An 11,719-nucleotide genomic window follows, 5' to 3' on the forward strand; every position below is an offset into this window, starting at 1 on the left:
TTCTGTTTGTATGAATCGCGCCGCTCAGAAGAAGGTCCGGATCGCACCGCTGATCGAATAATCGGCTTCCCTGAGATAAACGAGCTGCCAGCGGTCGAACGTCGTGCAGGGATGGGACACCCCGAAGCCGACCAGATCGCCGACCGCCAGCGCCGCGTCCTCCGGTATCCGCAGATAGGCATGCTGATCGTTGAGACCGCTGACCCGCCAGCCCTCCGGCGCGGCGCGTGCGCCCTCGCCCGCACGGGCGACATGCCACGGCACCGGCAGGTCTGCATCAAAGGAGACGTCGCGCCTGCCCATGGTGCAGATGGCAAGACCGGGCTCGGGACGCGACTGCACCATTGCCCAGACCTCGAGCGCCGGACGTAGGCCCTCGCCGAGCGAGCCCGCTTCCGGGGTGCGATGACGGAGCTGCTCGAAATAGTCGCGATACATCCGCGAATCGTGAGTCAGGTAGCACCCGCTCCTGATTACCGTTAGCACCGGCGCGCCGATCCGGGCGGCGGCGAGATCGCCGGCCACGATGTCGAAGAAGGCCGAGCCGCCGGCGCTCAGGATCACCGGCCCGTCGCCGAACGCGCCATCGGCGGCAAGCAGCGTCGCCGCCTCGACGATGCGCGCCGAGAAGGCCCGTATGTTGCGATCCCGTGCGGCCGCGTCAGCCCCCGCGATCATCCCCTCGAAGCCCTCGACGCCGGCGAGCGAAAGGGCGCCGCCCGCCTCGCGAACCGCCGCCCGGACCGCCTGCACCTGTTCGAGGTTCCGGCATCCGGTCCGCCCGCCTTCGTATCCGATCTCGAGCAGCAGCCGGAGCGGCCGTCCCAACCCTGCCGCGCGGTGGCGGGCGGCGAGGCGTGCTGCGAGCGCCGGGCTGTCGACCAGCGAATAGAACTCGAAATCCGGATCGCCCGCCATCTGGTCCAGGACGTAGGCGATCGACGCCTCGTCGACGAGCTGGTTCGCCATGACGACGCGGCCGATGCCATGATCCCGGCAGACCTTCAGTTGCTGGGCCGTCGCCACCGTGATCGCCCAGGCGCCGTCCGCAAGCTGGCGATGGAACAGCGCCGGGCTCATCGTCGTCTTGCCGTGCGGCGCGATGCGGACCCCGAAAGCCTCGGTAAAGCGGCGCATCCAGTCACTGTTGTGCTCGAGAGCGGCACGGTCGATCACGGCCACCGGGAACGGCAGGTCGCCCCGCAACAGGTTGAGACCGAGGCTGCCGATCTCGCCGAGCGCGACCGACGGACGGGCCGGCGGGTAGCCCTTGATCCGGCCATCGACGATGAAGGCGTTCAACGTTTCGCTGATATCGGAGGCCATTGGCTTCTCCTCGCGCTCCGGGCTGACCGGCAGACCGTAGGAAAGGATATCGCCACCGTCAACGCAGGCCCGGAGGCAGCGGGCCGATCAGGCCGGCACGTCCCGCCGCTGCGTCCGGACAGCCTCAAGGGTCTCGACGAAGCGGTTCCGCCAGTCGTGCACGTCGTAGCGGAACAGCCGGCCGAGCAGTGACTGGTGACGGTTGCGCCGCTCCTCGAAGGACATGTGCAGGGCCTTCTGAAGCGCGTCGACAACATCGGCGCTGTCGTAGGGATTGACGATCAGCGCCGCATCCATGTCCTCCGCCGCGCCGGCAAAGCGCGACAGCACGAGGACGCCCGGGTCTTCCGACGGCTGGGCGACGATATATTCCTTGGCCACAAGGTTCATGCCGTCGCGGAACGGTGTGACCAGGCCGACCCGGCTCGCCCGGTAGAGACCGGCAAGCGCGGTGCGGGTATAGAGCCGGTTGGTGTAGCGGATCGGGTTCCAGTCATATTCGGCAAGCCGGCCGTTGATGCGCCCGGCGGCGGCCTCGAGTTCGTGCCGCATCTCGATATATTCCGGCACGTCGGAGCGCGAGAGCGGCGCGATCTGCAGCAGGGAGACCCGTCCCTTGTTCTCGGGATAGGCGTCGAACAGTTTCTCGACGGCGCCGAAGCGCTCCAGCAGGCCCTTGGAATAGTCGAGCCTGTCGACCCCGATGATCTGCCAGCGCTCGCCGAGCGCGGTGTGCATGCGGTGGTGGATGCGGCGCGCCTCGCGGGAGCGGGTCAGGTCCTCGAATTCCTTGGCGTCGATCCCGATCGGATAGACCCGTGCCAGGATTCGCCGCCCGAAGGCGCTCATCGAACCGTCGTCGTGAACCTCACCGCCGGCCTCGAACAGCACGTAGTCGGTGAAGGATCGAAGGTCCGACTGGGTCTGGAAGCCGATGACGTCATAGGCGAACAGGCCGCGCACCAGCGCCTGGTGATTGGGCAGCGTGAGCAGGATCTCCGATGGCGGCCAGGGAATATGCAGGAAATAGCCCATCGCCTGCTGCTTGCCCATGCGGCGCAGTTCCTCGCCGACCAGCATCAGATGGAAATCGTGCACCCAGACGATGTCGTCGTCGGTCAGGAGCGGCGCGACGGCGCGGGCGAAATAGCTGTTCACCCGCTGGTAGCCGGCATAATAGCGCCGGTCGTAGGTCGTCAGATCGACCCGGTAATGGAACAGCGGCCAGAGCGAGCGGTTGGCGAAGCCGTTGTAATAATCCTCGTAGTCGGTGCGGCTCAGATCGAAGGTCGAATAGGTCACGCCCTCGTGGGTTTCCTCGGCGACATGCGGGTCGGAAACATCCGCGAACTGACCGCTCCAGCCGACCCAGACGCCGCCGGAATCGGCGAGCGCCGCCTTGAGCGCCACCGCCAGTCCGCCGGCGGATGCCTTCTTCGATCGATCGGCGACCCGGTTGGACAGGACGATCAGGCGGCTCACAAAACCTCTCCCCAGCTTCGACTCAGGCGCATCGCGCAGTTGATGATGCCCACCAACGAGTAGGTCTGCGGAAAGTTCCCCCAGAGCTCGCCGGTGCGCGGCACGTAATCCTCGGACAGCAGGCCGAGGCCGTTCCGGCAGCGCAGCATCTCCTCGAAGATCTCCCGCGCCTCCTCGCGTCGCCCCATCATGTCGAGGGCTTCGACATACCAGAAGGTGCAGATATTGAAGGCCGCGTCCGGGGCGCCGAAGTCGTCCGGCGCATGGTAACGCATCAGGTGGCGGTCGCGGAGCAGATGTCCCTCGATCGCCTCGACCGTCTTCACGAACCGCGGGTCGTCCGCCTTCACGAAGCCGACTTCCGCCATGAGCAGCAGGCTGGCGTCGATATCGGTGCCGCCGAAGCTCTCGGTGAAGGTCTGGCGCTCCTCGTTCCACGCCTCGGTGCAGATCCGTTCGTGGATCTCGTCGGCCCGGTCGCGCCAGTAGGTCGCCCGATCCGTCTTGCCGAGATGGCCGGCGATCTTCGCCAGCCGATCGCAGGCCGCCCAGCACATCAGGCTCGACGACGTATGGACACGGGCCCGGTAGCGCAGTTCCCACATCCCCGCGTCCGGCTCGTTATGCAGCCGGAAGGCGCGCTCCCCCATCTTCTCGAGACGGTCGAAATCGGCCTCGCCCGGTCTGCGCAATGGCCGGTGGTCGAAGAAGGACTGGGTCGCCGCCAGCACCACGTCGCCATAGACGTCGTGCTGCAGATGCTCGTGGGCCTGGTTGCCGACCCGCACCGGGCCCATGCCGCGGTACCCCGGCAGGGTCTCCACGATCCGTTCCGTCAGGCGGGCTTCCAGCGCGATGCCGTACACCGGCTGCAAATGACCGCCGTCGGCGAGCGCGGTGACGTTGTTCAGGTAGCGGAGATACTCCTCCATGATATCGACGACGCCGAGCCGGTTCAGCGCGCGCACGACGAAAAAGGCGTCACGCAGCCAGCAGAAGCGATAGTCCCAGTTGCGCTGGCTGTTCGGCGATTCCGGGATCGAGGTGGTCATCGCCGCGATGATCGCGCCGGTCTCCTCGAAGACGCAGAGCTTGAGCGTGATCGCGGCGCGGATCACCGCTTCCTGCCATTCCAGCGGCAGATAGAGATAGCGCACCCAGTTGCGCCAGTAGCTCTCGGTCTGTTCCTCGAACATGCGGGCGGTTTCGACGACCGGCCGGGTCAGGCTCTCGTCCGGACCGAGGATCAGGGAAATCGGCTCGGCGAGCTGGAACGGCCGTTCGTCGAGCACGTAGGCGACCGGGGCATTGGTCGTCAGGCGAAGCGTCTCGTCGGGACCGACATAGCGGACATGGTTGCTGCCGTGGGTGAGTTGCGGCCCGGCGGCGCCGTACTCGAAGGCCGGACGGATGCGGATGGTGATCCTCGGCGTCCCCGAAACCGGCCGCACCTGGCGCACGATCATGGTTGGCCGGAAAATCCGGCCGAACTGGTTGAAGCGCGGCACGAAGTCGGTGATCTCGATGGCGTTGCCCGCCGCATCGGCGAGCCGCGTGCGGAGAATCGCCGTGTTCGACACGTAGGACTGCTCGGCCTCGACCATGCCGTCGAGTGCGATCTCGTAGAGCCCGCGCCGGTCGTCCGCCTCCGGGCTGTCGGCGCCCGACAGCAGATCGCAGAAGACCGGATCGCTGTCGAGCCGCGGCCAGCAGCACCAGTTGATCCGCCCGCGACGATCGACCAGGGCAGAGATCCGGCAATTGCCGATCGCGCCGAGCTCAAGTTCGTTCATCGATTAGCCTTTCCGTATTTCTTACCAATGGCTTGCGCCATTTTCTTCCGGATTTCGCTTCAGTCGAGCGCGGTCGCCACCTCGACCAGCCAGGCCAGCAGGGCGCCGACGTCGTCGACCCTGTGACCGGCTTCGGTCGGCCCTGCCCCGCCGACCCGGATCGAATGCCCGCCAAGCGCGTTGACCGCGCGAAAGCCGGCCTCGTCGGTGACGTCGTCGCCGGCGAAGACCGGGACCCGGCCCCGGAAAGGTGGATCGGTCATGAAGGCATGGATCGCGCTGCCCTTGTCGAAGCCGGCGGGCTTCAGTTCGACGACCATCTTTCCCTCCAGCACCTCGAAGGCGCCGCCGGCGGCGTCGGCGGCTTCCCGCACCGCCGTCCGGCAGGCCCAGGCGGCGTCGGGCCGGGCGCGGTAGTGGAGCGCCAGGCTCTGGCCCTTGTCCTCGACGCGAACGCCGGGCCAGTCGGCGGCAACGGCATCGAGACGACGGCGCAGCGCCACCATCACCGGTTTCTCCCCCTGCCCGGCGAGCGCGCCGTTCACCGCGCCGTTGGCGGAGAAGCGCAGTTCGACCCCGTGCAGACCGGCGCCTGCGAGCGCCAGCGGCTGAAGATACTGATCGACCTGGGCAAGCGGCCGCCCGGTAACGACGGCAAGGGCGCCGCAGAGCGCAATGTCGATGCGACCGAGCAAGGCGGGCAGGCTGCTCTCGACCGCGACCGTTTCCGGGGTCGGGGCAATCTCCGCAAGGGTGCCATCAAAGTCCAGGAACAGGGCCCAGTCGGGCTTCGGGGTCGGCAGGGTCATGGGCATCCGGGAAATGGCGGCGGGAACGGCGAAAATTCGTGGGTGGTCCAGATCATATCGCCTGAAGCCATACCGGCAAGTTAAGGCACGGCGAAAAGATCGGCGCCCGTGGCAGTTCGGTGAATGCGGACTGTTACCGGCGGCCCGCACGCACTAGATTCGTCTTCAGGATACGCTATCGCACGGGAATCGGAGCGGAGAATGATCGACCTCTATTACTGGCCGACGCCGAACGGCCACAAGATCACGATGTTTCTCGAAGAGGCTGCGGTTCCCTACCGGTTCGTGCCCCTCAATATCGGCAAGGGCGAACAGTTCACCCCGGAATTCCTCGAGATCTCGCCGAACAACCGCATGCCGGCGATCGTCGACCACGATCCGGCCGACGGCTACGAAAGCCTCACGGTCTTCGAATCCGGTGCGATCCTGGTCTATCTCGGCGACAAGTATCGCCGCTTCCTCCCCACCGACATCCGCGGCCGCGCCGAGGTCCTGCAATGGCTGCACTGGCAGATGGGCGGGCTCGGGCCGATGGCCGGGCAGAACTCCCATTTCGTCAATTACGCGCCCGAGAAGATCGACTACGCGCTCGACCGTTATCGCAATGAAACCAATCGCCTGTTCGGCGTCATGAACAAGCGGCTCGAGGATCGGGAGTTCCTCGCGGGCGATTATTCGATCGCCGACATGGCCTGCTACCCCTGGGTCCGCCCCTACAAGAGCCTGGGCCAGGACCTCGAGGACTTCCCCCATCTCAAGCGCTGGTACGAGACGATCTACGCGCGTTCCGGCACGGCGCGGGCCTATTCGAAATCGCGGCCGATCAAGAATCTCAACAGGAACGATCCGAAAGAGGCCAACAAGATCCTCTTCGGCCAGACGGCCGGCAGCCTGCCTCCGCGCTGATCGCCGCGCCCTGACCGCCGTCGGGAACGGCGGCAAGGCGGCCGTCCCCTTTTAACAATTCTTCAGCGAACCAAATCTAGACTCCGGGCGTTCGGCGACGGCGACGGTTGCAGGGGATCCCTATCGTGTACGAGGCAATGACGAACTACGGCATGGGTATTCGAGTGGCGGCGGGACGGCCGATCGGTCTGTTGCGCCGCGGCCTGTTCGTGCTTCTGTTCGGCCTTGCCGGTGCGTCCGCCAGCGCCCAGGCGGAGATCGTGCTCGGCGAATACGACGAGGCGCCGGCCTCAGTCGCGGTCTGTTCCGGTTGCGACGTCGCGCTATACGAGCCGTTCGAACTGCAGGTCGAGAACCCCGGGACCTACACCAACCCCTTCGACTATGACGAAATCGCGCTGGAGGCCCGCTTCATCGCACCGTCCGGCCGGGAATACGCGTTCGCCGGCTATTACGACGGCGACGGCGCAGGCGGACAGCAGGGCATGGTATGGGCGCTCCGCTTCCAGCCCGACGAGACCGGGACCTGGCGCTACAGCTATCGATTCTCCGACGACAGCAAGAGCGGCGACGGCAGCTTCGCGGTCGGCCCCCGCCGGAACCCGGCATTGCACGGCCATGTCGCGATCGATCCGGAGAACCCCTACGGCCTGCGCTACCGGGACGGCACCCCGCATTACTGGTGGGGCGGCAAATGGGTGAACGGCCCGAACTACGGACCGAAGCGGAAGGGTGGACAGGAGAACGAGCACTTCCTCGACGACGCCACCCTGCTCGCCTATCTCGACCGGCTGGTCGAGTATGACCATAACGGCATTCTCGTTAAGACCGCGCTGTTTCCGCTCGCCGACGACAAGATGCGCTGGGACCTCGCGTGGATCCGCCGGGCCGAATGGCTGGTCCGGGAAGCGGCGGCGCGTGGCATCTACGTCCACCTCAACATCTTCGACACCTGGTCGCGCGTGGCCGGGAAATGGTTCGAGCACGACACCCACGGCGAGCGACATGTCTTCAACGTCTGGGACCGGAACGACATGGCGGCGGAGCGGAATTATGTCCGCACCATCGTCGCCCGCTTCGCCGGTTTCCCGAACGTCTACTGGGAACTCGGCAACGAGATGGAGCACACCAATTCGGGGGAGGTCTTCATGGATCTCGCCAACGAGTTCTACCTGCCGTGGATTCGCGAGGCCGATCCCCACGACCTGCCGATCGGCCTGTCCGAGGGGATCCACTGGACGACCAACGTCGACATCGCCTTCCTGCACCAGACCGACCGGCTGCCGCCCCTGCCCAAGGGCGAAGGGCTGACCGACCGCCTGATCCACGGCGCCAAGAGCCTCGGCAAGCGGCTGATCCATGGCGTCTGGATCGATTCGCGGCGGCCGGCGATGATGAACGAACTGGTCTTCGGCGGCGAGGGTGACGTGCTCTGGAAGGACGAGGTCATGCGCGACCCGGCCAGCCGCTACAGCTACCGCCGGACCTTCTGGCGCAATTTCACCTACGGCGGCACCGGTTCGACCGAGGCGACCTGGCTCGATATCAGCAAGCCGCTCGACGAGGCGGTACTGAACGTGATGGCCGATCAGCAGACGCTGCGCCGCTACATCGAGGCGCTGCCTGTCGACATCAACACCATGCGCTCGGTCGGGAACTGGGCATCGGGCGGTCCCCGGGGCGTCGACTATTCGCGGACCCGGGTCGCCGATGGCGCCGTCTATGTCACCTATTTCGCCGCAACCGGCGACACCGGCGCGACGATGCCCGGCAAGCTCACCATCGGGGCGCTCCCCGAGGGGCAGTATCGCGTGTCCTGGCTCGATCCGCGCACTCTCGAGCCGGTCGCCCCGGCGCTGGAGATCTCTGGCGGCGAGGCGCAGTCGCTCGATCATCCGGGCTTCGAGCGCGACCTCCTGCTCAGTATCGTCGAGCGGTCACGAGCCTCAGAAACAGCCGAGAATACCGCCGGCGCCGTCCAGTAGGACGCGCAGATAGCCGCCTTCTACCGAGGCGGACAGGCGCTCGGCCAGGGCCTGCACCTCGCCCGGCCAGAGTGCCAGGCCGGCAACCGCGATCAGCAGCGCACCCAGGATCAGCCATTTTCCGTTGGCGGCCTTCATGATGGTCCTCCGGCCCGGGGGCCTTGTCTGTCATCCCATGACAGAAGCTGTTGACGCCCCGACCCGCTTTCAATACCATATCTTGTAGCGACGGTTCAGTCGAACGCTTCATATAGAAACACGTGTCGACCGGCGCGCATTCCATTGTGCGCGAACGGGGCGGTTTTGCCAACCGGTCAGACATCGGACGAAGCGAACGGCGGTCTGGGACAGGCGTTGCTGTGTGAGTTGGGGCCGGGAGGGATGACCGGCAAGCGATTAGGGGATACTGGGGTCCGATGAACGTTGCGCAGAATGTAGTCAACGAACGAGAAGCCAATGCCAAGCCGGCAAAGGCCGAACAGCCAACCGCAAGTATCAGCAAGATCATCCAGATCAGGACCGATCCGTCGCGCGACGCGCTGCTGACCGACTTCGGCAAGGCGACCCTTCGCGATCGCTACCTGCTGCCGGGCGAATCCTACCAAGACATGTTTGCCCGCGTCGCCCGCGCCTATGCCGACGATTCCCGGCATGGCCAGCGAATCTACGACTATATCTCGCGCCTCTGGTTCATGCCGGCGACGCCGATCCTGTCGAACGGCGGCACCGACCGCGGGCTGCCGATCTCCTGCTTCCTGAATTCGGTCTCCGACAGCCTCGACAGCATCGTCGACGTCTGGAACGAGAATGTCTGGCTGGCCTCGAACGGCGGCGGCATCGGCACCTACTGGGGCGGCGTCCGGTCGATCGGCGAGCGGGTCAAGGGCTGCGGCCAGACCTCGGGCATCATCCCCTTCGTCCGGGTCATGGATTCGCTCACGCTGGCGATCAGCCAGGGCTCGCTGCGGCGCGGCTCGGCGGCGGTCTATCTCGACGTCCATCATCCCGAGGTCGAGGAATTCCTCGAGATCCGCAAGCCGTCCGGCGATTTCAACCGAAAGAGCCTCAATCTCCACCACGCCCTCAACATCACCGACGAATTCATGGAGGCGGTGCGCGACGGGACCGACTTCTCGCTGCGCAGCCCGAAGACCGGCGAGGCGCTCCGCCAGACCAGCGCCCGCGATCTCTGGCAGCGGATCCTCGAGACCCGGCTGCAGACCGGCGAGCCCTACCTGATCTTCTCCGACACCGTGAACCGCTCGATGGCCCTGCATCAGCGCGAACTCGGCCTCAAGGTCTCGACCTCGAACCTGTGCAGCGAGATCATGCTGCATACCGGCACCGATCACCTCGGCAAGGAACGGACCGCGGTCTGCTGCCTGTCGTCGATCAATGCCGAGAAATATTTCGAATGGTCGGAAGAGCCGCAGTTCATAGAGGACGTCCTGCGCTTCCTCGACAATGTCCTGCAGGACTTCATCGACCGCGCGCCGTCGAGCATGGAGCGGGCGAAATACGCCGCGATGCGGGAACGCTCGGTCGGCCTCGGCCTGATGGGCTTCCATTCCTTCCTGCAATCGCTCGGCGTGCCCTTCGAAAGCGCCATGGCGAAGAGCTGGAACCTGCGCCTGTTCAAGGCGATCCGTTCCGGCGCGGACGCCGCCTCGGTGGCGCTGGCGCACGAGCGCGGACCCTGCCCCGATGCCCAGGAACGCGGCCTGATGGCACGCTTCAGCCACAAGCTGGCGATCGCGCCGACCGCCTCGATCAGCATCATCTGCGGCGGCACCAGCCCCTGCATCGAGCCGATCCCGGCCAACATCTACACCCACAAGACGCTGTCGGGCTCGACCACGGTGAAGAACCGGCACCTGACCGCCCTGCTCGAGAAGAAGGGCCGGAACGACGACGCGACCTGGACCTCGATCCTCGGGAACGAGGGCTCGGTGCAGCATCTCGACTGCCTGACCGAGGACGAGAAGGCCTGCTACCGGACCGCCTTCGAGATCGACCAGCGCTGGGTCGTCGATCTCGCCGCCGACCGCTCGCCCTTCATCTGCCAGGGCCAGTCCGTCAACCTGTTCCTGCCGGGCGACATCGACAAGTGGGACCTGATGATGCTGCACTGGGTGGCCTGGGAACGCGGCGTGAAGAGCCTCTATTACTGCCGCTCGAAGTCGGTCCAGCGGGCCTCCTTCGCCGGCGTCGAGGGCGACAACACGCGCGCCTGGCCCGAACGGCAGCTCGCCGAACGGACCGACTACGAAGAATGCCTCAGTTGCCAGTGAAAGCCGGACATCATGAACATGAAGCCTGAAATCGCCATGCGCCCCGGCCTGCTGACGCCCAGCCATGCCTACAAGCCGTTCCGCTATCCGTGGGCCTTCGACTTCTGGCAGCGCCAGCAGCAGCTCCACTGGATGCCGGAGGAAGTGCCGCTCGGCGAGGATTGCCGGGACTGGGCCAATCGCCTGAGCGATTCCGAGCGCAACCTGCTGAGCCAGATCTTCCGCTTCTTCACCCAGTCGGATGTCGAGGTGAACGACAACTACATGGAGCGTTACGCCCGCGTCTTCCTCCCGACCGAGGTGAAGATGATGCTGGCCGCGTTCTCCAATATCGAGACGATCCACATCGCCGCATACGCGCTGCTGCTGGAAACCATCGGCATGCCGGAAAGCGAGTTCACCGCCTTCCTCGAATATGGCGAGATGGCCGCCAAGCACGACTACATGCAGGGCTTCGGCGTCGAGAGCGATGCCGACATCCTGCGCACCGTGGCCATGTTCGGCGCCTTCACCGAGGGCCTGCAGCTGTTCGCCAGCTTCGCGATGCTGCTGAACTTCCCGCGCCACAACAAGATGAAGGGCATGGGCCAGATCATCTCCTGGTCGGTGCGCGACGAGAGCCTGCATTGCGAGGGCATGATCAAGCTGTTCCATGCCTTCTCGAAGGAGACCGACGCGCTCACCCCGGCGGTCAAGGACGACATCGTCGACTGCTGCAAGACCGTGGTCGGGCTCGAGGACCGCTTCATCGACCTCGCCTTCGAGATGGGCCCGGTCGAGGGCATGACGCCGGACGACATCAAGAACTACATCCGCTACATCGCCGACTGGCGGCTGCGCCAGCTTGGCCTGCCCGAGGTCTTCGCGGTCAAGGAGCACCCGCTGCCCTGGCTGACCGAGATCCTGAACGGCGTCGAGCATGCCAACTTCTTCGAGGCCCGCGCGACCGAGTATTCCAAGGGCGCGACGCGCGGCAGCTGGCATGGCGCGGACGGCGCCTGGGCGGCCTTCGACGGCCTGATCGGCAAGCGCGGCGCCGGTCAGACCCTGGCTCAGTAAGCGACACCGGCACCGAATGCACGGGCGGCGCGGATCCCGGTCCGGCCGCCCGTTTTCGTGCCGGCCGG

9 protein-coding genes are annotated in these 11,719 nt (G+C 65.8%); 4 read left to right on the top strand and 5 right to left on the bottom strand.

Annotated elements, in window-relative coordinates; all coding sequences use genetic code 11:
* Window positions 1-24: 24 nt before the first annotated feature.
* The 4 genes from OCH7691_RS12745 to otsB form a co-directional block, all read right to left on the bottom strand.
* The gene (locus OCH7691_RS12745; RefSeq protein WP_085883917.1) at window positions 25-1,326 is read right to left on the bottom strand and encodes an amino acid deaminase; all 1,302 of its coding nucleotides are present in this window, start codon (window positions 1,324-1,326) and stop codon (window positions 25-27) included.
* A gap of 87 nt (window positions 1,327-1,413) precedes the next feature.
* The gene (locus OCH7691_RS12750) at window positions 1,414-2,808 is read right to left on the bottom strand and encodes an alpha,alpha-trehalose-phosphate synthase (UDP-forming) (protein ID WP_085883918.1); all 1,395 of its coding nucleotides are present in this window, start codon (window positions 2,806-2,808) and stop codon (window positions 1,414-1,416) included.
* Complete coding sequence (locus tag OCH7691_RS12755; RefSeq protein WP_085883919.1) at window positions 2,805-4,601, bottom strand: glycoside hydrolase family 15 protein; 1,797 nt, start codon at window positions 4,599-4,601, stop codon at window positions 2,805-2,807. Before OCH7691_RS12755 ends, OCH7691_RS12750 begins: the two co-directional genes overlap by 4 nt.
* A gap of 59 nt (window positions 4,602-4,660) precedes the next feature.
* Window positions 4,661-5,410 carry a trehalose-phosphatase gene (gene otsB / locus OCH7691_RS12760; protein ID WP_176245041.1) on the bottom strand — a complete coding sequence of 250 codons (750 nt, stop codon included), beginning with the start codon at window positions 5,408-5,410 and terminating at the stop codon, window positions 4,661-4,663.
* Window positions 5,411-5,611: 201 nt separating this feature from the next.
* On the opposite strand from otsB, the gene OCH7691_RS12765 reads away from it, so the two are divergent.
* Together OCH7691_RS12765 and OCH7691_RS12770 are read left to right on the top strand one after the other, a co-directional pair.
* On the top strand, window positions 5,612-6,316 hold the full coding sequence (locus tag OCH7691_RS12765) for a glutathione binding-like protein (RefSeq protein ID WP_085883921.1): 705 nt from the start codon (window positions 5,612-5,614) through the stop codon (window positions 6,314-6,316).
* 152 nt (window positions 6,317-6,468) lie between these two features.
* Window positions 6,469-8,301 (top strand): DUF5060 domain-containing protein, encoded by a 1,833-nt coding sequence (locus OCH7691_RS12770; protein WP_176245042.1) that lies wholly within the window; start codon window positions 6,469-6,471, stop codon window positions 8,299-8,301.
* On the opposite strand, the gene OCH7691_RS23295 is transcribed toward OCH7691_RS12770, so the two are convergent.
* Complete coding sequence (locus OCH7691_RS23295; RefSeq protein ID WP_176245043.1) at window positions 8,263-8,439, bottom strand: hypothetical protein; 177 nt, start codon at window positions 8,437-8,439, stop codon at window positions 8,263-8,265. The genes OCH7691_RS12770 and OCH7691_RS23295 overlap by 39 nt on opposite strands.
* Window positions 8,440-8,717: 278 nt before the next feature.
* Here OCH7691_RS23295 and OCH7691_RS12775 point away from each other — a divergent pair, with 278 nt between their 5' ends.
* Window positions 8,718-10,592 (top strand): ribonucleoside-diphosphate reductase subunit alpha, encoded by a 1,875-nt coding sequence (locus OCH7691_RS12775; RefSeq protein WP_085883923.1) that lies wholly within the window; start codon window positions 8,718-8,720, stop codon window positions 10,590-10,592.
* 18 nt (window positions 10,593-10,610) lie between these two features.
* Complete coding sequence (locus OCH7691_RS12780; protein WP_139839686.1) at window positions 10,611-11,651, top strand: ribonucleotide-diphosphate reductase subunit beta; 1,041 nt, start codon at window positions 10,611-10,613, stop codon at window positions 11,649-11,651.
* Window positions 11,652-11,719 lie beyond the last annotated feature (68 nt).

Source organism: Oceanibacterium hippocampi, assembly GCF_900172325.1.
In the GTDB taxonomy this organism is placed as follows: Bacteria; Pseudomonadota; Alphaproteobacteria; order Sneathiellales; family Sneathiellaceae; genus Oceanibacterium; species Oceanibacterium hippocampi.

Bases quoted from the DNA above. Each gene is read 5' to 3' on its own strand.
- OCH7691_RS12745 (WP_085883917.1), bottom strand. From the start codon at position 1,326: ATGGCCTCCGATATCAGCGAAACGTTGAACGCCTTCATCGTCGATGGC.
- OCH7691_RS12755 (WP_085883919.1), bottom strand. From the start codon at position 4,601: ATGAACGAACTTGAGCTCGGCGCGATCGGCAATTGCCGGATCTCTGCC.
- otsB (WP_176245041.1), bottom strand. From the start codon at position 5,410: ATGACCCTGCCGACCCCGAAGCCCGACTGGGCCCTGTTCCTGGACTTT.
- OCH7691_RS12765 (WP_085883921.1), top strand. From the start codon at position 5,612: ATGATCGACCTCTATTACTGGCCGACGCCGAACGGCCACAAGATCACG.
- OCH7691_RS12770 (WP_176245042.1), top strand. From the start codon at position 6,469: ATGGGTATTCGAGTGGCGGCGGGACGGCCGATCGGTCTGTTGCGCCGC.
- OCH7691_RS23295 (WP_176245043.1), bottom strand. From the start codon at position 8,439: ATGAAGGCCGCCAACGGAAAATGGCTGATCCTGGGTGCGCTGCTGATC.
- OCH7691_RS12775 (WP_085883923.1), top strand. From the start codon at position 8,718: ATGAACGTTGCGCAGAATGTAGTCAACGAACGAGAAGCCAATGCCAAG.
- OCH7691_RS12780 (WP_139839686.1), top strand. From the start codon at position 10,611: ATGAAGCCTGAAATCGCCATGCGCCCCGGCCTGCTGACGCCCAGCCAT.